Source organism: Paenibacillus sp. J31R98 (genome assembly GCF_056269245.1).
In genome coordinates this window covers 218,362-243,263 of sequence record NZ_JBWDNO010000008.1, presented here as the reverse complement: position 1 = coordinate 243,263, position 24,902 = coordinate 218,362, and the positions used below count along the sequence as shown (strand labels likewise).

The following is a 24,902-nucleotide window of genomic DNA, read 5'->3' as shown; positions in this document are numbered from 1 at the left end:
AATATGTATACAATTATGAAGGGGAGCTTGTTCAGCTTGCTAGGTTCAGTTCGCTAGATTCATCTGCTCGTTATCTCGCGAATGCCCGGCCAGTGCAGCCAAATATCAGTCATCGGCGCCTTCCAGTCGATGCCGTGCTCGGTGTGCTTCACTCGGAAGAAGATCGCGTACCTCGGCCAAGGTGACACATTCGCCGCTACACTATGCGCCAGCTGATAGTGCACGAGGAAGACATCCCCCGGCTCTCCCTTAGTTTGAATAGGCTCTGGCAGCGCAACCGGCGGCATGCCGTTTAACAGTGCTTCCGGTCCATGCTCACGGAAGTATTGCTCATACGATACATGGGTGCCGGGCCATACCGTAAAGTTGCCGGCGAACTCTTCGCGCACGGGACTGAGCAGAACGCCGACAAGCATCGTAAAGTTGCCAATCGTTCCTTCCTTTACTCCATTGTGCGGCGTGTACATCCCGTCCAGATGCGGACGCGCCACAGCCGGCGGGTCTTGCAGCGATGGGAACCGGAGCGCGATTTGGCCGCCGCCGACAGGCAAGCTCTTCCCTTCGCCAAGCAAGTCCTCAACGAGCGACTTCACAGGCGTGTCATTATAGAGTCCCGTAATCGGCGACTTGTCCTGCAGATCAGGACAATACGACTGCGCGCGGAAGTTCGTCATCCGCTCAGACGGCATCCCTTCACCAACTCCGTGGTTAATATGCTTGACCGCTTGATCCACCATGATCTTCGGGATAACACCGGGGACGTGAATATATCCATCGTTTAACATCGACAGCTTCTGCTTGTGGGTCAGTTTCATTGAACAGCCTCCTCGCATTCCCTTTTATTTCTAATTTACATGATGAGGACGAGTCGCAGTACTGCAATATTACGCATATTCTCTCTTTAAACCAAAAAAGTGGAGAAGCAGTCTCTCCTGCTTCTCCACTTTCAGGCTGTCGGGAAAGCCTAGATAGTCTGAGAGTTCAATTTTTGCACTCTCAGAGCAGCAAACAGTCGGTTTCCTTGCTGAGAGTTCGATTTTTGCACTCTCAGCATCGCCACGTTGCCAATATCGGCTGCTTTTCAATCTGAGAGTTCAATTTTTGCACTCTCAGAGCAGCAAACAGCCATTTTCCTTGCTGAGAGTTCGATTTTTGCACTCTCAGCTTCGCCACGCTGCCAATATCGGCTGCTTTCCAGTCTGAGAGTTCAATTTTTGCACTCTCAGAGCGCCAAACAGCCGTTTTCCTTGCTGAGAGTTCAATTTTTGCACTCTCAGCCTCGCCACGCCGCCGAAATCTGGATAGCATTCCTGACAATAAGAAAAACCCACCGTTTTGATGAAAAACGTGGGTTTCTCTACACACTATCACGGCACAACTTTCATTTAACCAAATGATAAATGCCTCTGAACGTACTCGCGAACGTATCCGAGCTTACCCGCAGCTGCGCGATTATCCCCTGCGCCAGCAGCCCTTCCTTGAACGCCGGAGCGAACAAGTCCGCGCTCTTCGCGATTTGGCCGCCGAGCACGATCCGATTCGGCTCGTACGCCCCGAACGCCGGGCCGAGAATGACGGCCATCCGCCGGCCGAACTGATCGAACAGCTGCAGAGCAGCCGCATCGCCAGAAGCGGCAGCCTCCGCCAGCTCGCGAACATCTCTGCCTTCAAGCGCGATTCCCATCTCCTGCGCCAACTGCAATACGCCTCTTCGCGAGATGCAATCATCCGCGATCCGGTTGCCGTAAGGCTCCGCATACAGCCAGCCGTTCTCCGGCACGCCATTGCGATCCTTCACAAGCTGTCCCCGCTCCAGATAGCAGGAGCCAAGCCCTGTCCCAATCGTCAAACATACTGCTCGCTCCACGCCAAACGCTTCGCCGCCGCCATTCGCTTCACCAAGTCCGAACAACGCCGCGTCGTTCTCGAAGACGATACGGAATTCTGGACTTAATCGTCCGCCCAGCTGCGCATGCGAACGAATCGCTTCGTTCAGCAACTCCTCGATGTTCAGCCCGTACAACGATTCGAATTTGCTAAGCCCTTGAATGAGGCACACGCCTCGCTCATAGTCGAACGGTCCTGGGAAGGCGAGCCCGAATCCGGCTATCGACTCTTCCGATAGCCCGCCGCGCTCCAGCAAATCGACCACAATGTCGACAAAATGAGCAATAATCGCTTCTGCCTCAAGCTCCGAGCGAGAATCATAGTGTCCGAAGGTCGAGGCGATGATCTCGCCATCGCGCATCGCTGCGGCTTTAATCTGCGTTCCGCCAACATCGAAAGCCAATATTATGTCACGGCTCATCTGCTAAATCCGCCTCCTATGCTCGCACGTACGCTTTGATCGTACCGATGGTTTGGCCGATGCTAGCACCGTAAGGGCGAATCGTATAGGAAGAGACGGATGCCGGCACGATGAACGTCTCGGCGTAGCGGATAATGAACGGCTCGAATGCACCATCAGGACTTTCCACAATGGCTTCTTCTCCTTCAATCAGGTTCAGCATATGCACGCTGCCGTTCGCTTCATGAAGAACAGGAACGGAGAACCAATGCCTTCTGGTCTCGATGAACTCCAGCTCATGCAGGCCAGTACGCTCTTCCTTCCAGCCTTCTCCCTCCGCAATCGTCTCGACGACACTTACGCAGCTGCTCGTCGTCCAGTCGGTCTTCCGATCCCACTGAATAACCTTGGAGCCATGCTCCACATGAACAGGCCGAGGCTTCCCATCAAGGCCAAGCCGGTCCCAATCCCACAGCTTAAACGTGAAAATATACGGCGTCGCGCTAATCTCCAGCACCATGCAGCCTGCGCCTGAACAGTGGACCGTGCCTGCTGGAATTAGGAAGTGGTCATGCTTGGCCGCTGGATAGACGTTGACATACTGCTCCGCTGGGAAAGTAAAGCCGCCTTCCTGTGCTTTGTGCAAATCGGCCAGCATCGCCTCAGGCTCAATATTGTCCTTCAACCCCAAGTAAACCTCTGCGCCAGGCGAAGCTTCGAGAATATAGTAGCTCTCATCCTGCGTATACGGCATACCGAACTGCTCCCTGATATAGTCCGTCGTCGGATGCACTTGCAGGCTAAGATTTTGCCCGCCGATTGTATCTAAGAAGTCGAACCGGATCGGGAACTCCGCACCGAAGCGCGAATACACTTTCTCCCCAAGCAGCGGGGTCGACTCGAAGAACACTACATTAATGGAAGGCAGCTCAACTCGAATCGTGCCATAGTCGAAGTAGAGACTATTCTCCTCCGGTACGCCGTCAAAGCCCCATGCATACGGATGCGGCTTCTTCGGAAGCTCAATGTTTGCCTCCAGCCAAGTGCCGCCCCATACACCGGGATCGAAATACGGCACAAGCCGGAACGGCTGGCTTACCGTCTGCGAAAGCCCAGCAAACAGTGCACTCTTCGAGAGCAGCTTAGGCTCGTCTTGCGTATTCGTGTCCAGGTAGAAGTTGATCTCGTTGAACAAAGATCTTTTTAACCGGTCTGCCATCCGCCATTCGAAGAAGAAGCCGCGCTTGTAAAGCCGCAAAATATCCTCTTCCTTGTGGGCTGTTCTCCAGTTCGCGTACTCCTTCGAGCGGTAACGCTGCTGAATCTCCCATCTCGCCATGTCAGCGTAGACGAGCACATCGCCCTGCGTGATAAGCGAAGCGCCGAAGCCGATAACGAGGATAACCCCGCTTTCTACCGCTGTGATCTGCTTCTGCAATTCAGCGATTCGCTCTGGATCATAAAACTCTTGAATGGCGAACGGCGTCATATAGCCGAACACACGATCATCGGTCATGTAGCGCTCGACTTTGGCATCGACATCACGGGGGTTCAGAGCCGCTTCTTCTGCTTGAACGACAAGCGACGGACGAAGCGCATCGCTCAGTCCGTCTATAATTTCATGTTGTCTTACGCCGGGATAGCATTCGATGACGACAACGGTTTTCTCTTTTTCTACTCGTGCGAGTGCGTCTGATAAGGTGTGCCCGATCGCTTCATAGCCAGACCATGCTTCTTGGTCATAGCCGCGTATCGTGATGGATGGTGCTTTATTGTAGGCTGCCTTCACGTAAAGTCCAGCTCCTTCATGTCATATTCCTATCACAATATAACACAAATTAACATGATTGGACATCTGTAAAAGTGAGGGATTAAACGATATGCAGCTCTGCCCCGCCCTCTTCAATCGTCTGCCTGTCTGCGTCCGTAATCCGGTCATCGGTTACGAAAGCATGAATATCGCCAAGGCGGGCTACGGTGGAGAAGAACCGCTTGCCAATCTTGGATGAATCGAGCAAAATAATGACTTTCTCTGCGGAGCGCATCATCGCTTTCTTCACCTGCGTATCCATCAGATTCGGGTCCGTGAAGCCCTCTTCATGAGAATAGCCGAGTGCAGACAGGAATAATGTATCTGCGTGGTAGCGCCTGAAAAACTCCTCCGCTACAGGGCCAACGAATGTGCCCGATACTTCGCGCAGCATGCCGCCGCAGCTAATTATCGTATGCTTCTTCACCGCGAGCGGACGAATCCGACTGAGCGTGTCGAGCCCGTTCGTAAGCAAAGTCAAGTTGTCATAGGCGCCCAGATAGTCCGCCATACGTGAAACGGTCGTACCGTTCTCCAATATATTAACCGAGGAGCTGTGAATAAACTTCTCAGCCGCATAAGCCGCCAGCTTGTCCTTCACATCCACGTTGTTCGCGAGCTTCGTTGCGAGATCAGGCTCGTCGGCCACCGCTCCTGTATCATTGTAGATGACGCCGCCGTGCGAGCGTGTAACACGAAGCTCCTGCTCGAGCAAAGTCAGATCTCGGCGGATGGTCATCTCCGACACGCCGAAATGATCGCTCAATTCCTTCATCGTTGCAGCACCGCGCTGCGCCAGATAGTTCAGCACAGCTTGTTTGCGTTGTAATGGCAGCATGTAGAATAGATACCTCTCTTGATGTTCATATGATTCTAATTCACTTATCTTAACATAAATGAACAGCTACCTAAAGTTACTGCCACACCGCGCTATCTAGCAAAATAATTCCGCCCATATCGCGCAGTGCCTGTCCGTCCATCATATGCTGCCGAACGATGCGGCGAAGCGACGTATCCTGCGGGGCATCCGTCCAATCGGCATACAATTGGCCGTCGAAGATTCGTTTCAATCCTTCCGTTCCGTCGTTCGCAGAAGGAAAGAGCCTAAACCCGTTCAGGAACTGAACGATGTTCTGAGTTGGTGCCAGCAGCTGCCTGAACTGCGAATCGAGCAGCCACGAGTTGCATACATATGCGCGGAAGCCGCCTTCCGGGAAGTACCGTGTAAAGAACTGACCTGCGTCGCGCAGCGATTCTCCGCATTCGCGAATGTCCAGCTTGCCGTCAGCCGCGATATGAATATCGAGAACGGCATCGCCGTCTCGAAGGAGAATCTCCCAATCCTCGCGAGGCGCCAGGATTGTCTGCTCGCGGCTCGCATGGCCGTCCGCGTCGATGCGATGACCGCGGATTGCAGATTCGTCGATAACCAGATCCGATTGCCATGCGCCTGTGCTATCGCCCGACTCGAACCGCCCGCTTGTGCCGTCGATGAGACCATCGCTCCGGAAGCGGATGCCGCCCTCTGCCATAACGACTACTTCACTTGTTGTCGTATTGCGCAGCACCGCCATATGACCATTGAAGCAGCTGCGGCAGAACTGCAGCCTGCCAAGACGGAACAAGTGAAACGTCAAATGATGATGGAGCCACATAATATCGGTGCCCCAGCTGCCGTGTTTGCGATAGTAATGCTCCATCCACAGCTTCAAGTCGCTCAGTGTATGGACGAGTATTTCAGCAGGGATGCCGTATTGTTCGTACTGTTCAATCGTTCTCGGCAGTCCGCTAATAAGGACAAGCGGGATGAACAGCGCGGCTTTATCGCCGGTACGCTTGATCCATTCGGACACTTCCGCGCGGTAGGCGCTAACTTCTGCTCCGTCTTCGGGAAACAGCAGCGCACGCCCTTCCTGCGCGAGCTTACTCAGCGTCTCATCTGCGCGAATCTCAGCTGCTGCTGCTGTCAGTGCGCTGAGAGCATCCACCGGAAGCTGCAGCCATTCATTCGCTGCGATGAGCTCCGCTTCTTGAAGGAACCAGAGCGGTTCCGCCACTTGTTGTTGCTGTGTATGTTTAACCATCAGGCTACATGTCCCCTCTCTATCGCTGCAATTACCATGAAGCTATGCAGCCGTCCGTTCTTGGTTCTGTCCCGCCAATCAATACGCCGCTCGGATCCCGCCAGATTACTTGCCCGCATCCAAAAGCGTTACGATCTATCATTACTTGAATGTGATGCCCGCGTTCCTGAAGTCCCGCAGCAATCTCGGATGGGACTTCCGATTCCACTAGCACATGCTTGCCTTCAGTCCATTGCCATCTCGGCGCATCGAGAGCTGCTTGCGGGTTCAGCTTGTAGTCGATCATATTCGAGATCACCTGCAAGTGACCCTGCGGCTGCATGAACGCGCCCATGACGCCGAACGGACCGATCGGCTCGCCGTCCTTCGTGAGGAAGCCTGGAATAATCGTATGATAAGGCCTTTTGCCAGGCTCTAATACGTTGGCGTGGGCAGGATCAAGCGAGAACGAATGCCCTCGATTCTGCAGGCTGATGCCTGTTCCCGGCACAACGACGCCAGAGCCGAAGCCGTTATAGTTGCTCTGAATGAAAGAGATCATATTGCCTTCCCCGTCGGCGGCAGCCAAGTAGACCGTGCCGCCCTTAGGCAGCTCGCCTGGCTCAGGCATAAGCGCTTCCTCACCGATCATGCTTCTTCGCAGCGCGGCATACTCCTGCGACAGCAGCTCTTCCGCGCTGACGCTCATCCGCGCCGGATCGGTAATGCAGTGCTTGCCGTCCACGAAAGCCAGCTTGAGCGATTCGATCTGGGCGTGGTATGTCTCCACGCTGTCTTTGTCGCCAAGCGGGATGCCGTTCAGCGCATTAAGCGCCATTAACGCGACGAGCCCTTGCCCGTTCGGCGGCAGCTCCCACACATCGTAGCCGCGGTAGTTGACCGACAGCGGCTGCACCCATTCCGGCCGGAATGCGGCTAGATCTTCCTTACGCAGCAATCCGCCACTCTCCCGCGCATAGCGGTCGATTCGCTCCGCCAGCTCGCCGCGGTAGAACGACTCGCCCTTCGTCGCGGCAATCTCGCGCAGCGCTAGCGCATGACCTTCCGAGCGCCACATCTCTCCCGGCCTCGGCGCCAAGCCTTCCGGCGCGAAGACGCGGAACCACTCGTCGTAGACTCCACTCGCCCCAGCCCCACCGCTGTCGCGCCGCGACTTCCAAACCTGATAAGCCCGGGCCCACTTGACGCTCAGCTCCGGGCTAACCGGATAGCCGCCATCGGCGTACTCGATGGCAGGCTCCATCAGCTGCGCGAAGGGCAGCTTGCCGAATCGCTCGGACAAGCTTGCCCAAGCTCCCGGCGCGCCGGGGACGGTGACCGGCAGCCATCCGCTTGCCGGCATCTCGCCCGCGAAGCCGCGCTGCCTTACGGCGTCCAGCGTCAGCAATTGCGGCGCGCCGCCGCTTGCGTTAAGGCCATACATTTGGCCTTTATACCAGAGGATGGCGAACGCATCGCCGCCGATGCCGTTCGAGGTCGGCTCGACAACGGTGAGGCATGCCGCAGCTGCGATTGCAGCATCGATGGCGTTGCCACCCTGCTGCAATACGCGAAGCCCTGCCTGCGAAGCAAGCGGCTGCGAAGTCGCGACCATTCCATTGCGCGCAACGGTCGCTGTCCTTCTCGACGCATACGGATAATGCGTCAAGTCATAGTTCGCGTTCTCGTCCTTGTCCATATTCATACGGCTTGCCCCTCCATTTCACGCGCCAAGGAGACCAGCTTGTTCACGGTGTTCCAGTTGCGCACCGTCGTCGGCAGACTCAGCTTGTCCGCCTGCACGGCGAGCTTGGAACCCCGGACACTCTCCGCAAACAGCAGATATAGATCACGGCCAGCAAGTGCCCACAAGTCGGCACCAGCATCGAATGCTTCCAGCTTGCTGAGCTTCTCCGGCTTCGGAGCCTCCAGCATCATCGACACATAGAGGCACTCCCCTTCGCAGGAAGCTTCCGCCTGTGCAATCTGCGCTTCCGTGAACGGACAATTCGCCGCGATATGCTCAAGCTCCGCCGCAGAGCGAATAATGACTCGAATGGACAAACCGAACGAACTCTCGATCACCTGCTCAATCTGACGGCTCAGCTCCGGTTCCTCTTTCTCCGACTCGAATAGAATGTTTCCGCTCTGAATATACGTCTGCACCCGCGCGAATCCGCTTGCTTCCAGCGCCTCGCGCAGCTCCGCCATCTTGATCTTGTTCTTCCCACCGACATTAATGCCGCGCAGCAAAGCAATGTGAATCGCCATCCTCATATCCACCGCTTTCTATCACAGATTTAGGATAAGTTTACCACACTCACCTGTTCCATTGACCGGATAAATAGCAGGTCGACCCAGTCCCCTGCTCCTCCTGCTCCCCCTCGATTTGATATTCTAACGAACTCAGGCGACGTTATCCTTCGCATTTGAACCATTTTGGTGTCAAAATCACGGCAATAGCGTGCCCTCAGTCCGTTAGCCGATGCAGCAAAAAAATAAAGCCCGGCAGACGAAATCTGCCAGGCTCGGGTTGTACATATTACACGTCGCCGCCCGCATAGTGCACCGAGAGGGAGCGAAGGATTGGCTCGTCGTCGCACTCCGTTACTTCAAAGATAACTCCGGCTGCTTTAACAGTAGGAATGCGGATAATGGCTTTGTGACCAATATTGCTGCCTTCGTACATCGTGACCGGACGATGTGATTTGGCCGAGATGATCGACACTGTGAAACGGCGCACCCGTTCCCCAGCGGTGAGATCTTCTTCAATAATAATGTGGTCGATGAGGTGCGATGCTTCTGCCTTGTACTGCCATGTGCGACCTTCTTGCACCCAGGCTGCATTTGCCGAAATCGGATTGCCGAAGCGTCTGCGAATCTCTTCGCCGAACCTTGTCAGATGGTCCGCGTCCTTGGCAGGCAGCAAGCCGTCGCGGTTCGGTCCGATGTTCAGCAACAGGTTCGTGCCTCTGCCGACGGAGAGATAGTAGAGCCCCATCAGCTCATCGACGGATTTCACCATATGCTCGTCGGCGTCGCTGTAGAACCAAGTGGAACCGTTCGCGCGCATTTGCACGTCGCATTCCGCCGGCAGCCACATTTGCTCGCCAAGATCATCCAGCTTATCCGTATAGATCGAGAAGTCCGTCGAATCTACCACATTCCAGCAAGGAGTCGGCGCAATGCCGTCTTCATTGCCGATCCAGCGGAAGTCCGGATCGCCCATGTTGAAGATCAGAATGTTCGGCTGCATGCGGCGAATCTCGCCGATAATGCGCGGCCAATCATACGTATGGTCCTCCGAGCCGCAGCCGTCAAACCATAGAATATCAATATCGCCGTAGCCGCTCAGCAGCTCGGTGATCTGATTGACGAAGTAATCATCGTACGCCTTGGCATCCTGCGTATAGAAATCCGCAGAACCATCGTACGGCGAATAGTAAAGCCCTGGCTTCACGTCGTACTTCCGGCAAGCATTCACGAACTCGCGAACGACGTCGCCTTGTCCATCACGCCATGGGGATGCTTCGACTGTGAAGCTGCTGTACTTCGAAGGCCAGTTCGAGAACCCGTCATGGTGCTTCGCCGTTAGCACCGCGTATTCCATGCCCGCTTCCTTGGCCGTGCGGATCCACTGCTCGCAGTCCAGTCCCACCGGATTGAAGGCGGCAGGCGTCATCGGCCGCTCGTCGAAGTCGGCGTAGCCTTCATAGAACGTACGCAATCCAAAATGAATAAAGAGTCCGAACTCTAACTCTTGGTATGCCAGTTGCTTCGCGCTAGGAATGATAAGCTGCTCCGTTTGCATCGCTTCGTAAACGCCTCCTTGAAATCGGTTGATTATGCTTCCTGCCACAATGTCCGCAGATTGTCCATCGCAATCTTGGAAGCGGATTTGCACTCTTCCATGCCTTCGAACTCCACCGTAACATAGCCGTCATAGCCGGAATCCCTGATCAGCTTGACGATTTTGCGGATCTCGATCTCGCCGTGTCCGACAATTGCGCCGCGCAGGTAATTGCCATGAGAGGTGCGGAACCAATCGCCGCCCCCTGGCGGAGCATCGTACGGACGGAAGTAGAAGTCCTTGAAATGTACGAGCGATGCATAAGGCAGGTTCTTCATGACGCCGATGACCGGATTCTCGTCCACGCACATGAAGTTGCCGACATCGAGCGTCGTCTTGAAATTCGGACGGTCAACCGCTTGCAGCACGCGCTGCACCCGGTCGCTCGCCTGAACGCTGAAGCCATGGTTCTCAATCGTCGTCGTAATGCCGAACTGCGCGGCATAATCAGCGATAATCCGGCTTCCACGCACGATGAGCGGCAAGCTTTCCTCGAACCAGGCGATCGTCATCTGTTCCTTCTGGATCGTGAATGCCGTCACGTCATGGCGCATATGCTTCACGCCCATCCGGTGAAGGAGGTCGACATGCGACTTCACCCGCTCCATCTCCACTTCGAATTCCTCTTCCGTCGGTTGCACGAAGTTCGCTGGCATCGAATAGTTGGATAATGCAATGCCGACCTCTTTCGCTTTCTCCCTTACCGCATCTGCAAGCTCCAAGTTATCAACGAGCGTGTAGCCGTAAGGCACCATCTCCATATGTTCCCCGCCGTTGTCGGCGATCCACTGAATAACATCAAGCACAGTCATCTCTCCGGACTTGAGCGCCGGGAGCAGACTGTACGTACTTAGTCCGATTTTCATCTTAAGCTGCCTCCTTGTTCATTATCGCTGATTCAGCTTGGCACGCAGGTCCGCGAGCCGCTCCGGATCAATTGGAGCCGTGGAGGAACCGTTCTTGCGAACGCCCGAGCCAAAATGCACCGCGCGTACCTGTGTCGCTTCCACGAAGCCCGCCACTGCGTCTACGGTCAGACCGCTGCCTGCCAAGATCTCAAGCGCTGAGCCTTTCGCTTGCGCTTGCTGGACCAGCTCCGCGATTCGTTCGCTCGCATGCAGCACATTCGGCACGCCGCCGGAAGTGAGCACCGTGCGCACCTGCGGGTAGAGCATCAGCGTATCAAGCGCTTCCGCCTGGTCGCGGACTTCATCGAACGCGCGATGGAAGGTTACGGGCACGTCCCCTGCAGCAGCAAGCAATCGCTGCAGCTGCTCCTCATCGACAGTCTGCTTGTCAGTTAACACGCCAAGCACGAATGCGCCGAGCTTCGGCAACTTCATGGCCCGAATGTCCTCTATCGAGCAGATCATCTCCGCTATATCCAGTTCCGAATAATGGAATGACCGGCTGTGCGGCCGAATCATAATATGGATCGGAATCGTGCATACCTCTGCTACCTCGCGGATAACGTCGGCATCGGGGGTAAGCCCTCCTTCTTCAATAACGGACACAAGCTCAATCCGGTCAGCGCCGAAGCGCGAAGCCGTCATGGCGTCTTCTCCTGTTAGCGCAATAACTTCGAGCAGCATCGCCAGTCTCCTTTCTCGTTGTAACTAGAATCTGCGGATTCTGCCTACGTGCCCTAGCATTTAGAATCTATCCATTCACTATAGCATGTACGAGTTTTATATCCGCAGTGACAGAATTACGATCTATAGGGATATTATTACTGAATTTCGGCCGTCTTGCACACCGAGAATTGATCAATTACGAGAGATCCCGGATTGCTATCATGCCGCAGAATCGCGATGTAATAATCCGAATAAGGCCCTGTCCTCACTTCCGCCTGCCACTCATGAAGCCCTTGGCGCAGAGGCTCAGTAGTGATGTCCTGCTCCAGCCCGCCATCGGTTGTGCGAACAAGAATGGAATATTGCCCTTCAAGCTCCGCTTTATAATGAAGCGACAACTGATAGATGCTGTTCGGCAGCAATCGGACCGTAGAAGGCAACGTACGCAGCAGCTCCCCAGTCAGCTGATCCAGCGTCTTCAGCGACCATCCCCCTTCAATCGTATCTTCCGTATAACCTTCATGCTTCTGCGACAGATGCGTCTTGTTCACCCTCGGCTGAGCGCTGACGAACGGTCCCCAGCCTGCATCCACTTGTTCAAAATCCTCATCGTAATCAGCCGAAGTCTCACTGCTCACACCTACAACACTAACCCGTACATCGTCAAAATAAACATATGACTCCGCATCGCCCTGATCAGCAATAAGCGAGAGCATTGGCGGCAGCGCGTCCGTATACGGAGACAGCTGGAAACGAAGCTGCAGCCGCTGGTAATAGGTGCCGCGCTTATCTGAATCCGGGTCCCAGTTGATGACGGCGGTTCGGTCAATTGCCTGCTCCTTCGCACCGCCCTCACATCCATCGATCCGAAGCGAGGCCCGGCGTCCTTCCGACACTTGCACCCACACAGAAGCTGAGTAAGCCTCGCCTCCCCTCAGCCCAGTAAGACTCTGGCTCACACGCGCATCCGCGCCGTTGTTGCCATGAATACACAGGTAAGATTGACCATAGCTCGTCGCCGCGATTGCAATATGTTCCGTGTCATCGGAGGAGGAGGTCTTCGTCCACCAGTCGAAGCTATGGCTATCGAAGCCCATATCCTTCACGGGACTCCCCTCACCCCAGATGATCTTCGGATTAGGCGGCGCTTCCTCCATGTACAGCACATATGGCGTGTTTGCTTCCGCGTATACCATAACCGTGCCCGCGATCACCTCGACATCCTGCTCATGAACACGCCCCAGCGCAGTAAGCCGGTACAGCTTCACGCTGCCATTCTGCGGCCAGTGAGGTGGAAGCTGCCATTGCGTCTTGCCGCCTTCTGCGTTCCAATGGTAAATCTTCGTCTCGAGAATCGGGTCCCACGGCAGGAAGACAGTATCGCCACGCGCGATCAAGCGTCCATCCTTACGAATGACCGCAGCTCCATCCTCGATCCTCGATATGACGCCTCCCTCAAGAACCGCTTCAACCGATGGCGTCCATTGCATCAGCGCAAAATGCATCAAGTACCGATATGGCAACTGCTTCGTATAGAAAGAGCGGATGACGGCTGTGAGGTCACGCTCATTCTGCCAGCCCATGAATCCGTTATCGCCATAGCGGGCGTAGCCGCCCTTCAGCAGCACATCCTCGGCATACGCATCCTTGTCCTGATGGCGAATGAACCGGGAGATGACACTGTCGCCCGTTGAGTCATGCGTCCATACCGCATCCGCATCGAGCGCATCAGCCTCCTCCGTCCAGATCGTATAGCCAAGTCCGCGAAGCTTCTCAGTCAGACGCCAAGCCGCCCAGTGCTCATCCCGGTATGTATCGACATAGATAAACCCTAGGTTAGGAGCCTGCTCCTTCAGCTCCTCGAGTCGATTATCAAAGTTGCCGGACAGAATATCCGCTTCCCGGTCGATATAATACGACTGATCCATCCATCGCCAGCCGGGGGTCGTCGTCACAAGGGAGGACGAATACGATCTCGCTTCCGGATACGCCTCGCTGTGATTGATATGCACGCCAATGACGGCGCCGTAGTCAAGTGCCCGCTCGGCAAGCAAGTTCAGATCATGCAATCCGCCAGCCCGCTCATTGAAATTATTACCATAATCCGGATGTCCGCTATCATGTCCCTCGCTTTGGTAGCCCTTCAGCTCCAGCATCTGACCGAAGCCATCAGTATATAGATGAAGCTTCTTCACATTGTCCAGTATCCTTAGAAAAGGAAACTGCGCCAAGCTGCCGAAGTTCATCGCAATATGCGCATAACTGCTCCTCAGCGTTTCTGCTCCCGGTATCGGCGGCAGTGCTTCGCGCACGGCTATCGCGCCGTCTTGCCAATCGACAATACCGTCGCCATTGCGATCCGCCGCCACAAGCACCTTCGCCCACGGCTCGCCGGTAATTTGCATATCCGGTCCCCGGTACGTCCAATAGCCATGCCACAGCGCCGTTTGTTTATACCCGCTTCGCTGCACAGTCTGCACACACAGCCGCCTGCGATTGTTTAGCGAATTGCCCATTACGCTTGCTGCCAGCTGTGCGGTATGCAGAATAGCAATTGCTTTATACTCGGGGGCGGCTTCCGGCTTCAGATCAGCGGCAACAGCGAACGTGTCGCCTTTGATCCCTTCCGATAACGCAGCTGCTGCGCCTGCTTGCGTATCCCGCACAGAGACAAGCCCGTGGTTCGGCAGCGCAATTGTCCGAATGCGGAACTCGCCGCGCTCTTGAATATTGGTAATCGTAAAGGCTAGCAATGCGCCGGATACGGAAATTACCGCAGTCATCACGACCTGCAGCTCGGGGAACTCAAGCGTATACGCAGCCGTGGCCGACGACCGCCGCTCAGCGGAAACGAGCGGCTCATACCGCTCGTTGTTCAGATCGACGTATTGCAGCTGCTCCTCCTGCCCATGCAAGATCGCATCGGATGCTAGCCAGCGATACCCGATCACACGAGGGAATGCAGCATCTACCTCTGCCTCTAGCAGCTCAGAGGATAATGTCCAGCTTTCTGTACTTGTGCTAGAAGCTTGCTGCGCTTGATACCTCTGCGCGTCAATCTCTCTCTCGCTCACATCGCTTATTCGGGCGCATCCATCACCACTGCCATCTTCCGCACTCCAAGCGCGGAATCCCGAAGCTCCGGGCGACTGAACAGCTGCCAGCTCTGGAATGCTGCCATGATAAACTTCGTAGCCATTCATGATGACGGTTAGAACAGTCCCTATATACCGAATCACGAGCTCATAGCGGTGATTCTCATAGAGTGGGTCCGACTTGAACAGCACGCCCTGTTGTCCGTTCGGTAGCGCCCATATCCAGGTGCTTTTGCCGAATGGATCCATCGGCGTATCACAGCCGATGAAGATCCAGCTGTCTGCCGAGGAATATCGGATAATTGCACCGACTCTGCCCGCAAGACCAAGTGGAGTCATTGTGAAGAGAAGCTCGCCATCAGCGAGCTTCCTCCTCTTCTCCTCCGAGAACAACGCTATCGTATCCGAGCCCCCGGCTGACAGCACCGAAGAGCCGTCTGCCTGCTCTTCAAGCCACTGTCCGCTGCCTCGAACAATGGTATACTCGCGCAGCCGCTGCATTAGTTGGCTCCCTTGGGGATAATCTCGCATTCGCCGCGAGTCGTCACTTGAACCGTGACGACCGGCTTCGGATCGCCCTCGAATTTGCAGCTGAACGACAGCGTCTGTCCCCCTGCGCGCAGCACCGGCGCCTCCGCGCTAGCTTTCACTTCCCGTATGAAATTCCAATTCTGGTCATAAACGCGGCCCATCGAACCGCCGTCATATACCAAATACTGATTGGGAGCAATCTCCGTCTCGAACGTCATATATGTGCCTTGCGTATAGAAGGTCGGCCGTTTCACGGACGCATCTTCGTTGCCATAGGATGGCGAGACGCGAAGCGTGAAGCGCAGCGGCTGCTCGCCAAACTTGTTGAAGAACGCCCAATCCGATCCGCCAGGCTGCCCCGGCTGAAGCTCCTCCGGACTGCAGGTGAGCGGCTTCGAGATGCTCACCGGATATAACAGCCAGCCTTCCTCGCCTGCCGCTTCCAAGTGCCAATCACTCTTCGGATCGCGCATCCGTTCCCGCTGCTCATCCGAGAAGACACCCAGCTGCCGCGCGGTCTCCCATTCGCTAACGGCTGCTAGCAGCTCCTCGACATTGCCGTTACGACGAAGGACTGCCATGTCCGCAACAAGAGCGAAGCCAGCGTCGAAGCCCGCTGCCTTGGAGAGCACCCATTCGATCTCATCGAGCGTCGTCGCCTCGAAGCGATCCGAAACAGAGCGCACGAGGAACCAGCCAAGCATCGGAGGTATGAAATTCCGCGCAAAATAACGCTGGTTCGTCAGTCGCCATTCGAGCTGGCCTTCGCGCGTCGATACGCCCCAAGGCTCGCCCCAATTGAAACGGGTGAAGATATGCCATAGATAGTTCGGCACAACGATGCTTGCATCGTTAATGACCTCATGCTCCCAGCCTTCATAGCACTGCTTGACGAAGCGGTTCACGCCGTAGCCGTCATGACCGGTCGCATAGCAGCCTTCAAGCCCATCGAATGAAATCTGCCGCAGCCCTGTTTGTTGGAACAGCTCTGTTAACCGATTCGTAAACTTATCCTGCAATTCCATGTTCGGGAAGAACACATCGTACGGGTGATCCCATAACCGGCCGATCGCTGCGCCAGCCTCATGCGCAGCCGCCACAGTTCCGTTCACACCCCGGTTCACGCCGAGCAGCTTCCACGGTGCCTGTTCCGAGACGGACTCATACTCGATCAGCTCCGTGCCAAGCCTAGCGGATTTTCGGAACAGGTTCTCCGTAAACGGACGAGGATCATCAATAACGAGCTCAATGTCCTCAGTCCCCGTCGCTTCGACTAGCCGCGATACACCAACTGTCTGCAAGCCCTCATGCGGAACCGGCGTCACGTATGGATCGTTCAGCGTCGTAAAGTTCGTCAGCGTATGAACACCGACATATACGCCTTCATCCCCTGCCTGCTTCACACAGGCACGCATGCTTTCATCGCCGCTCGGGAACTGCCCCGGCTTCAGCACGAAATGCCCCCACTTCGTGAATGGGTCCGGGTGGTATACATACTTGAGACCCGCTTTCTTCGTATACGCGACGGCGTCGCCGATTGTGGTTTCCGAGAAGTCCGTGATGAGATACGACTGGTTCGCAGCCTTCGACTTCTTGCCCCATTCCCCTTCAATCATCGGATGCGGCAATCCTTCGCCGATCTCAACCGCTTCAATGGTATCCAGCACTTCGCTCACGTCGCAGCCGAAGAGCGCAATAGCTGTACCGCCGAGCTGCGCCTCGTCCCCTTGCAGCGGCTGCACTTCAATATCGGTCAAATTCCAGACCGGGCGGCGACCGGCTTTCGTCCGGTTACGAGCGAAAGCTTGCAGAAGGCTGCCTTCGCTGACCGGCCATGCCGTGCTGTCGCCATACTCGAATTTGCTGTCCGCATAAGGCTCATTCGCGAATGCCAGACGCGACAGCTCCGCAGGCCAGCCTCCGATAGTCTTCGCATTCAGCGCCAGCATTCCGACCGCGAAGTCACCATCATGAACGACGCCGACAGACTCGCCGATCGAATCGGCAAGCTTCGTCACATATGGCCCCCAGATGAGAGCGTCAACTTCTTCTTGGCCTTGCGCGACCGCGATGAGAATGACCTCGAAGGTGACATATTGCTGCTTCACTATGACACGGATGTCTACTTCCGTGCCTGACTGTTCATAATAGAGCGCCATCACGCCGCTTTGCTCGTCATACTCAGCCGAACCAGGAGCTTCAACAGCTCTGCCCTTCACAATTTGCAGAAGCGGATTGTGGTGCCCATCCAGCTCGATGCTGACACCGCTGGCCGTGTTACGCAGCCCGATTATTTCCCCTTTGTTACTGATTAGAAAAGACAGCTTCCCCGCTTCAATTCGTGCCATCGTCATCGTCATTTAATCCCTCTCCTTTTGCCTACTGACTCTTCATAATTGTTCCTATACGCTCGTAAACACGGATGTCCTCCCCAACTCGCATTGGAAAGGACACCATGGCCTAACGTATTATTGTTTCAAATTCGCATCATACACTTGCTGAGCTTCTTCCAGCACTTTCTCGCCGCCCATGCTCTTCCACTCGGCTACGAACGAGTCGAAGTCATTCAGCGACTTGCGTCCTGTGATGAAGTCGATGAAGTTCTGCGTCGTGAACTGCTTCAGCTTATCTTGTGTTTCGTTGTAGACAGGCTTGTTGAATGGAGCAAGAATGTCGATGACACGCGTGCCCTTCGCTCTTGTGTCCTTCGCCAGCTGGCGCAGGCTTGCATCGGATGTATAGGACGTTTGGAAATCATAGTCATTGAACGAGCCGCTCATCGAGTAGCTGCCAAGACCAAGCTTCTGGCGCTCTTTCTCATCCGTGAACGCACCCAAGTATTCCACTGTGCCTTTATCGCCGAGCTTCCACTGTTGATCCTTATCGCCGAAGTTCAGCTTCTCGTAGATGTCCGGCTCGAATTGGGAAGCCTCGAACACCTGCATGTATTTGATCATTTTGTCCTGATCGTCTGCCAGCTGCTTGCCGAATACGACGCCGGATGCATACGCCGGGTTGTATTGCGAGATGCCGTACTTGCCGTCCGGACCTTTCACCCCGCCTGTAATGGCGAAGTTGAAGTCAGCATGTTTCGCCTTCAGCTTGTCATACCATTGCTCGCCGCCAAGGAACGCAGTGCCTGGCAGGAAGGACCACCAGTAGTACTCGACTGCTCCAACTTTATCCGTCAGCACTTTATCCTCGACATTGTTGCCTTTATTCACGACGAACTCAGGGTCAATAATGCCCTTCTTATACCAGCGGTTCAGCACTTCAAGCGCTTGCTTCGCGCCTGGCTCGATCTCGCCGCGAACGACCTTGCCGTCTTTCTCGCGGAAGATGTTCGGGTATGCGTCGAATGCGCCGAACACGGAGCTGAACATGCTCTCAATGTTCTCGCCGGAAGCGGTCATGCCGTACGTATCCTTCTTGCCATTGCCGTCTGGATCGTCGTTGCGGAACTTCGTCAGCAGATCTTCCATCTCTTCAACCGTCTCAGGCGTCTTCGTCACGCCAACCTTCTTCATCCAATCTTCGCGGAATCCAAGGTCTAGGCCATCGATCCCGATATCCCAGATAACTGGAAGCGCGTAGATTTTGCCATCACGTCTAACATATTTGAACGGATCGTCGCCAAGGAAGCGCTTAAGCCATTCCACATATTTGGGCATGTTCTCTTCAATGAGGTTTTGCGGAATTTCCGCGATAATGCCTTGTTGCAAGTATTTATCATAGTCCGTAAACGATGGCTCCTTCATCCAGTCCGGAATATCGCCGGAGGAGATCATCAGGTTTACTTTCTCTTTGAAGCCTTCGCCGCCAGTTGGCACGAATTCGACGTCGACGCCGAATTTATCGCGGATTGCCTTCACGCCCGGCGCATCTGCCTTCGCGATTTCAGGGCTGGCCGTCCAGAACTTCAGCAGTTTCTTCTCTGCCGGTTTGTTATCCGCTGCCGCATTGTTCGATGAAGACGCATTCTCCGTATTCGTGCTCGCCGCATTATCCGACTTCGCCGAATTGTTCGTTCCCGCATTTCCATTCGAGTTCGAGCTTCCGCATCCCGCCAATACCGTAAGCAGAAGCGAGCTTGCCATTGCGCCTGCTATCCAACGCTTATTGCTGTTCTTCACATCGACCACTCCCCTATTAATGTACATTGCTATATCTATTAGAGGGGATGTTATCCCTTAATAGCACCAATCATAACACCTTTGACAAAATACTTCTGGATAAAAGGGTATACAATGAGCATCGGGATAATAGAGAACATAACGATCGTCGCTTGCAGCTGACGCCCCGAGAACTCGGTATCCTTGCCCAGATTTTGAATAAGCAGCGTAATGTCGGATGTATTGTTCTGGATGATGATTTTGCGAAGGACAACCTGCAGCACCTGCTTACCCGGATCGGTAATGTACATCAGTGAATCGAACCATGCGTTCCAGTGGCCGACGCCGACCCAGAGGGCAACCGTGGCAATGACCGGCTTTGAGAGCGGAAGCACCACCTGCGTGAATATCCGAAGGTATCCGGCTCCGTCGACGCGTGCCGACTCTTCCAGCTCTTCCGGGATGGAGCGGAAGAAGTTCCGCATGATGAGGACGTTGAACGCTCCGATCATGCCTGGCACGACAAGCGCCCAGATGGTGTTCATCATATGAAGCTCTTTGATCAGCAGGTAGGATGGAATCGTCCCTCCCGCGAACAGCATCGTGAACAGAATCATGCCGGTAAAATATTTATTCCAGGGCAAATCCTTCTTCGAGAGCGGGTATGCCGTCATCGAAGTAAACAGGATGGAGAACGTCACGCCAAGCACGGTCCGGAGCAGCGTATAGGTGTAGCCGGTCCATAGCTCTTTGAATTGAAAGGCAAGCTTATAGCTTCCGAAGGTCAGCTTGGATGGGAAGAGCACGAACCCTGAAGCATATGCAGCTCCGTCCACGCCTCCGCCGTCCAGCGAGATGACGACTTGCGTCCAGAACGGGTACAGCGTGATGACCATAATGATGCCAAGCACCGCATATATAATGAGATCGATAAATCGGTCAACCGGTGATTTCTTTACGTTAATCATCTAGGGGCACCTCCTGTTCGTACTACCATAGCGCATGATCCTTGCCACCGATCAGCTTCACAATCCGGTTGACGACGAAGATGAGGATCAAGGCGACAACTGATTTGAACAGGCCGACTGCCGTGGCGTAGCTATAGCTCATCTCGACGATACCTTTGCGGTACACATAGGTGTCGATAATGTCGGAAACGTTGTACACCTGCGCATTGTACAGGTTAAAGATCTGATCGAAGCCTGCATCGAGAATGCCGGACATCGAGAGGATTAGCATAATCGCGATAATCGGGATCAGCATGGGGATGGAGATGTAGAACATCCGCTTGAACCGCCCCGCTCCGTCGATAATCGCCGCTTCGTACAGCATCGGATCAATGCTTGAGATCGCTGCGAAATAGATGATCGAGCCCCAGCCGAAGCCTTGGAAGATACCGGTGACGACGAGAATCGTCCGGAAGTATCTCGGATCTGCCAGGAACAGCACAGGATCGCCGCCAAAGTAGGTAATGATCGTGTTAATCGGTCCCCCCATCGAGAAGAAGGTGAAGAAGATACCGGCGAGCACAACCCACGAGATGAAGTGGGGCAGATAGGATACCGTCTGAACCAGCTTCTTGTACTTGGCGTTCATCACTTCGCTCAGCAGCAGTGCGAATATAATGGGCACCGGGAATCCGAAGATGAGCTTGTAGAAGCTGATGACGATCGTGTTCTTGAGCACGGTGTAGAAGTAATCGTCTTGAAAGATTTTGTGGAAGACATCAAGGCCTACCCAGGGACTGCCCACAATCCCTTTTAGAATCTTAAAATCTTTAAAGGCGAGCAGGACGCCATACATCGGCAAATAGTGAAAAACGATGTAATAGATGACCGCTGGCACCATCATCAGAAGCAGCACGCGGTACTGTTTAACCTTCTTGAGTTTCTCTTTTCTCACCCTCGCCCGTTCTAGCTTTACATCACGGACAGCGGTGTTCGACTGGCTAACGATTGCTGTTTCGTTCACCCGCGGCACTCCTTTCTTCGCTAGCGAATTCCTTTAACAAAACTATAACAAAGCTGATTTCCCTTGAAATTATCAAATATTTGCGAATACTTTCAGTTTTCTACGATGTTCCGTAAAAAATGATAAAAGCCTGCCCCAGTATCTGGGACAGGCTTCCATATTAGCGTCACGCAGGTATAACAATCTTCATCTGCGTGCCTTGCTCTACTACACTCTCAACCGAAATGCTGTAATCCGAACCGAACTTCAGCTGGAGCCGCTCCTTGACGTTCTTCAGTCCATAACCGGATGACTGGCTCTCCAGCAATGTCTCTGCTACTTCCGGCGGCATGCCGTTTCCATTGTCCTCAACGGTGAACGCAACTTTCCCCTCGATCAGCGCCGCCGTTACTTTCAATACGCCACGCCCGTTCTCTTTGCGGTTGATGCCATGTATGATTGCATTCTCTGCCAGCGGCTGCAGAATAAAGTTGATCGTGTTACAGCTGAACACCGCTTCGTCAATCTCATAGACGACATCGAAGCTGTTGTCCTTCATCGTCTGAATAATCTCGACATAGCACCTCACATGCTCCAGCTCATCTCGCACCGGTATGATGTTGTCCCCTCGGTTCAGTCCCGTCCGATAAAATTTCGACAAGGTCGTGACGACATGGCTAATATCATGAGCATCGCTTCGCAGCGCCTTCCAGTTAATGAACGACAGCGTATTGTACAGAAAATGCGGATTCATCTGCCATTGCAGCGCCTTGAACTCCGCTTCCTTCTGGACGATCTTGTTGCGGAACAGCTCGTCAATGAGCTCATTGAGACGAACGAGCATGTTGCCGAAGCGGTTCGTTAATTCACCGATCTCGTCCTTCGACTCGCTGCGGACCCGCATGCTGAGGTCTCCAATCTCCACCCGCTTCATAAGCGAGTTGAGCGAGAGCACGCGCCGCAGCATCGTCTTGGAGAAGATCCAGATGATAATGAGAACGATAATGATGCACGAAGCGATAATAATGAGCGTTGCATTAATAATCGAGCCGGCATTCTGTGTCAGCTGCGCGGCGGGGACGATACAATAGATCGTCCAATCGGTCAGCGCAACGGGCTTCTTCACGAGATAGGATTTGGCCCCGGCATAATTGATAACGCCTTCGTTAAGCGTACTAAGTTGAGCGAGGTCCACAGCCGGCTTGACAGCAGCGGAAGCTTGCCGGTTCGAATAGATAATTCGGTCCTGCTTGTCAGTAATGACAACCATGTCATCCTTGGCGAGCGCAGCGATGTTGTTAAACAGGCTCTCCTCGTTGATGCGCATGTACACCATATTCGTATCTTTGTCATTAGGGAACTGAGGGAACTTGCTGACCACAATAATACCGTTGTCTTTGCCATTGTCCGAGAACCACTGGCTGCCTGTTCCCTTCAACGCTTCCTTGTACCACCCCTGGTCGCTGACACGGCTCGCTAGCTGGACAGATTGTCCGTATTCCGGCACATAGGTCTGAGTGTAGAACTTAATTTCAGCAATATCCTTATCCATAATTGTCATCATCGTAAAATAAGGCGACAAGTACTCATTCAAGTCGTAGGAGAGGTTGACGAGATCCCGATAGTCATTCGTTACGATCTTCTGAAATGTCTTATTGTACACGATCGTCTGCATCGTATGATTGTACCGCTCCATAGAGCCGTTGATCCCGCTCGTGATCGTATCGACGTTCTTCTCGATGCCCCCAATCCCTTGAATCTTCAGCATCTGCTCGGATTGATTGTACGCGTACACGCCGAGCACGATAATCGGGATAATGATGACGATCAGATAGGATAGAAACAGCTTATGCTTGAATCGCAGCCTATTGAACAGCTCGGTGATCGCCTTCTTCATCGAACCGCCTCTTCCCGATATTGCGACGGCGTCTTGCCGTAGTGGTTTTTGAAGAGCGAGCTGAAATAAGGGAAATTGCTGTAGCCGACTTCCAAGCCAATGTCGATGATTTTGCGATTGGTCGTCACCAGAAGCTCCTTCGTCCGCTCCATTCGGAATACGGTCAAATACTTATTGAAGCTGACACCGAGCTGCTTCTTGAACAGATGGCTTAAGTAGCTTGGAGAGAGATACACGCGATCAGCCAGCGCATCCAGCGACAGATCGGAGCTGTACTCGCTCTCAATAATCTGCACAATATTCTCAATGACCTTGCGCATCGAATCAGGCGACCCGGAAGTGGAGCCTGCTGAACCGGAAGCGGAGCCCGTAGTTTGAGACTCCTTCTCTTCCAGAATCGACAGAATGACCTTACGCAGATCGCTTAGCTTGGAGGCACGGTAAATCTGCTCCAGCTGCTGCTTGAACGAAGCGGCGCTCTTCTTCGCCGATGCTTCGAAGATGGCCTTCACAATTTCAGTGCAAATATACTTGACATAGATGACAGAAAACTGCTCGCTGCTGCGCAAATCGTTAAACAGCTGCTCGAATCGCAGCTTGGTCAGCTCGTAGCGAGATTGCGTTATATGTTGCCTTAACTCTGTAAGCGCCTCATCCACGACAGCCTGCATCTCTTCTTTGCCATGGGCCGCAGAATGGGCGAGCAGCACCGTGCCTTCATCATGATAAAACTTATATTCCAGCATCGATTCAACGGCAGTAAATTCGTTGACGAGCTGCTCGCTGTCTTCGGCAAGACCACCCATGACGATACTAAGATCCCCGCCGTACAAGTCGTGGAACCAGCGAATGAAACGCTCTCCGGAAGCGATAAGCTCCTCTCGCGATAGATCATTCCCACCGAGGATTAGCAAGCTTTGGAACTCGTTCAGATGGACAAGCTCGAAGCTGCGCTTCAACACTTCAGCGAGCCGCTGGTCAAAATGTTGATCGAGAAGATCGAAGAATCTCGTTCTCGAATCCAGCATAACAAGCCGTACGCGCGGGATGCCGATTAGCGTTGCAAGCGGTACCGCTTGCAGCTCAGCGCCGCTTGCAGAATGGCCGAGCACCAGATTCGACAGCAGCTTCTGCTTCGAATAAAGCGCGTCGTTGCGGTAAGCTTCTTCCATCCGCTGCTGCTTCTCCTTCAGCTCGAGCTCTTCATTGCACAGCTGCATGACCTGCGATACGACCTTCAGAAACTCATCCACCTGTACCGGCTTCAGAATATAGCGGATCGCCTTAAGGTCAATCGCACGCTGCGCGTATTCAAATTCGCCGTAAGCGCTCATGAAGATCACCTTCACCGGGATGTCCAGCTCACGGATTTGGGCTGCAAGCTGCAGACCATCCATCCCATTCATACGAATATCCGAGAATAATATATCGACCGGATGCTCTTTCATAAACGCCAGCGCACTCTCGCCGCTGTCCGCTTCAAAGGTCTCAAGCGGCAGTCCGTACTTCTCAATCAGAAATTTAACGCCATCTCTTTCGAATCGTTCATCATCAACAATGAGCATCTTGAGCACAGCATTCACCTCGAATCCATAATCACGCTGAAACCGCTTCACGGAAAAAACTTATCCCAATTCTAACTGATTCACTTACGAGTGGGAATAGATGAATGTAGGCTCGTCTATCGATAGCTTGCAGCAAAAAAACCGCCCGCAGCTTCGGCTGCGGACGGT

18 protein-coding genes are annotated in these 24,902 nt (G+C 54.0%); all 18 read right to left on the bottom strand.

Features of this window, described 5'->3' with window-relative positions; genetic code table 11:
• Nucleotides 1–59: 59 nt before the first annotated feature.
• The gene (locus AC0YNX_RS25195; protein WP_475818452.1) at nucleotides 60–815 is read right to left on the bottom strand and encodes a phytanoyl-CoA dioxygenase family protein; all 756 of its coding nucleotides are present in this window, start codon (nucleotides 813–815) and stop codon (nucleotides 60–62) included.
• A 232-nt stretch (nucleotides 816–1,047) separates the two neighbouring features.
• Nucleotides 1,048–1,317, bottom strand: a complete 270-nt coding sequence (locus AC0YNX_RS25190) for a hypothetical protein (protein ID WP_475818451.1) — start codon at nucleotides 1,315–1,317, stop codon at nucleotides 1,048–1,050.
• A 64-nt stretch (nucleotides 1,318–1,381) separates the two neighbouring features.
• A complete protein-coding gene (locus tag AC0YNX_RS25185) occupies nucleotides 1,382–2,308 on the bottom strand; it encodes an ROK family protein (protein WP_475818450.1) in 927 nt (308 codons plus the stop codon).
• Nucleotides 2,309–2,324: 16 nt separating this feature from the next.
• Complete coding sequence (locus AC0YNX_RS25180; protein WP_475818449.1) at nucleotides 2,325–4,076, bottom strand: class I mannose-6-phosphate isomerase; 1,752 nt, start codon at nucleotides 4,074–4,076, stop codon at nucleotides 2,325–2,327.
• Nucleotides 4,077–4,158: 82 nt separating this feature from the next.
• Nucleotides 4,159–4,935 (bottom strand): DeoR/GlpR family DNA-binding transcription regulator, encoded by a 777-nt coding sequence (locus tag AC0YNX_RS25175; RefSeq protein ID WP_475818448.1) that lies wholly within the window; start codon nucleotides 4,933–4,935, stop codon nucleotides 4,159–4,161.
• Nucleotides 4,936–5,011: 76 nt separating this feature from the next.
• Nucleotides 5,012–6,181 (bottom strand): acyltransferase domain-containing protein, encoded by a 1,170-nt coding sequence (locus tag AC0YNX_RS25170; protein WP_475818447.1) that lies wholly within the window; start codon nucleotides 6,179–6,181, stop codon nucleotides 5,012–5,014.
• 31 nt (nucleotides 6,182–6,212) lie between these two features.
• Complete coding sequence (locus tag AC0YNX_RS25165; protein ID WP_475818446.1) at nucleotides 6,213–7,865, bottom strand: gamma-glutamyltransferase family protein; 1,653 nt, start codon at nucleotides 7,863–7,865, stop codon at nucleotides 6,213–6,215.
• Entirely contained in the window at nucleotides 7,862–8,431 is a 570-nt protein-coding gene (locus AC0YNX_RS25160) for a DUF1697 domain-containing protein (RefSeq protein WP_475818445.1), read from the bottom strand. The genes AC0YNX_RS25165 and AC0YNX_RS25160 overlap by 4 nt, the downstream gene beginning before the upstream one ends.
• 271 nt (nucleotides 8,432–8,702) lie before the next feature.
• Nucleotides 8,703–9,971 (bottom strand): alpha-L-fucosidase, encoded by a 1,269-nt coding sequence (locus AC0YNX_RS25155; RefSeq protein WP_475818444.1) that lies wholly within the window; start codon nucleotides 9,969–9,971, stop codon nucleotides 8,703–8,705.
• Nucleotides 9,972–10,003: 32 nt separating this feature from the next.
• Nucleotides 10,004–10,876: a sugar phosphate isomerase/epimerase family protein gene (locus tag AC0YNX_RS25150; RefSeq protein ID WP_475818443.1), complete on the bottom strand. Its 873-nt coding sequence runs from the start codon at nucleotides 10,874–10,876 to the stop codon at nucleotides 10,004–10,006.
• Nucleotides 10,877–10,897: 21 nt separating this feature from the next.
• On the bottom strand, nucleotides 10,898–11,602 hold the full coding sequence (locus AC0YNX_RS25145; RefSeq protein WP_475818442.1) for a copper homeostasis protein CutC: 705 nt from the start codon (nucleotides 11,600–11,602) through the stop codon (nucleotides 10,898–10,900).
• A gap of 137 nt (nucleotides 11,603–11,739) precedes the next feature.
• A complete protein-coding gene (locus AC0YNX_RS25140; RefSeq protein WP_475818441.1) occupies nucleotides 11,740–15,180 on the bottom strand; it encodes an endo-alpha-N-acetylgalactosaminidase family protein in 3,441 nt (1,146 codons plus the stop codon).
• The gene (locus AC0YNX_RS25135) at nucleotides 15,180–17,570 is read right to left on the bottom strand and encodes a hypothetical protein (protein ID WP_475818440.1); all 2,391 of its coding nucleotides are present in this window, start codon (nucleotides 17,568–17,570) and stop codon (nucleotides 15,180–15,182) included. Before AC0YNX_RS25135 ends, AC0YNX_RS25140 begins: the two co-directional genes overlap by 1 nt.
• Nucleotides 17,571–17,678: 108 nt before the next feature.
• Nucleotides 17,679–19,343 (bottom strand): extracellular solute-binding protein, encoded by a 1,665-nt coding sequence (locus AC0YNX_RS25130; protein ID WP_475818439.1) that lies wholly within the window; start codon nucleotides 19,341–19,343, stop codon nucleotides 17,679–17,681.
• 50 nt (nucleotides 19,344–19,393) lie between these two features.
• Complete coding sequence (locus tag AC0YNX_RS25125; RefSeq protein ID WP_475818438.1) at nucleotides 19,394–20,290, bottom strand: carbohydrate ABC transporter permease; 897 nt, start codon at nucleotides 20,288–20,290, stop codon at nucleotides 19,394–19,396.
• A gap of 22 nt (nucleotides 20,291–20,312) precedes the next feature.
• Complete coding sequence (locus AC0YNX_RS25120) at nucleotides 20,313–21,293, bottom strand: ABC transporter permease (protein ID WP_475818437.1); 981 nt, start codon at nucleotides 21,291–21,293, stop codon at nucleotides 20,313–20,315.
• A gap of 166 nt (nucleotides 21,294–21,459) precedes the next feature.
• Entirely contained in the window at nucleotides 21,460–23,169 is a 1,710-nt protein-coding gene (locus AC0YNX_RS25115) for a cache domain-containing sensor histidine kinase (RefSeq protein ID WP_475818436.1), read from the bottom strand.
• Nucleotides 23,166–24,785: a response regulator transcription factor gene (locus AC0YNX_RS25110; protein WP_475818435.1), complete on the bottom strand. Its 1,620-nt coding sequence runs from the start codon at nucleotides 24,783–24,785 to the stop codon at nucleotides 23,166–23,168. Before AC0YNX_RS25110 ends, AC0YNX_RS25115 begins: the two co-directional genes overlap by 4 nt.
• Between the last annotated feature and the right edge of the window lie 117 nt (nucleotides 24,786–24,902).

Coding starts and splice junctions, on each gene's coding strand:
- AC0YNX_RS25195 (WP_475818452.1), bottom strand. CDS start 815: ATGAAACTGACCCACAAGCAGAAGCTGTCGATGTTAAACGATGGATAT.
- AC0YNX_RS25185 (WP_475818450.1), bottom strand. CDS start 2,308: ATGAGCCGTGACATAATATTGGCTTTCGATGTTGGCGGAACGCAGATT.
- AC0YNX_RS25175 (WP_475818448.1), bottom strand. CDS start 4,935: ATGCTGCCATTACAACGCAAACAAGCTGTGCTGAACTATCTGGCGCAG.
- AC0YNX_RS25170 (WP_475818447.1), bottom strand. CDS start 6,181: ATGGTTAAACATACACAGCAACAACAAGTGGCGGAACCGCTCTGGTTC.
- AC0YNX_RS25165 (WP_475818446.1), bottom strand. CDS start 7,865: ATGAATATGGACAAGGACGAGAACGCGAACTATGACTTGACGCATTAT.
- AC0YNX_RS25160 (WP_475818445.1), bottom strand. CDS start 8,431: ATGGCGATTCACATTGCTTTGCTGCGCGGCATTAATGTCGGTGGGAAG.
- AC0YNX_RS25155 (WP_475818444.1), bottom strand. CDS start 9,971: ATGCAAACGGAGCAGCTTATCATTCCTAGCGCGAAGCAACTGGCATAC.
- AC0YNX_RS25150 (WP_475818443.1), bottom strand. CDS start 10,876: ATGAAAATCGGACTAAGTACGTACAGTCTGCTCCCGGCGCTCAAGTCC.
- AC0YNX_RS25145 (WP_475818442.1), bottom strand. CDS start 11,602: ATGCTGCTCGAAGTTATTGCGCTAACAGGAGAAGACGCCATGACGGCT.
- AC0YNX_RS25140 (WP_475818441.1), bottom strand. CDS start 15,180: ATGCAGCGGCTGCGCGAGTATACCATTGTTCGAGGCAGCGGACAGTGG.
- AC0YNX_RS25135 (WP_475818440.1), bottom strand. CDS start 17,570: ATGACGATGACGATGGCACGAATTGAAGCGGGGAAGCTGTCTTTTCTA.
- AC0YNX_RS25125 (WP_475818438.1), bottom strand. CDS start 20,290: ATGATTAACGTAAAGAAATCACCGGTTGACCGATTTATCGATCTCATT.
- AC0YNX_RS25115 (WP_475818436.1), bottom strand. CDS start 23,169: ATGAAGAAGGCGATCACCGAGCTGTTCAATAGGCTGCGATTCAAGCAT.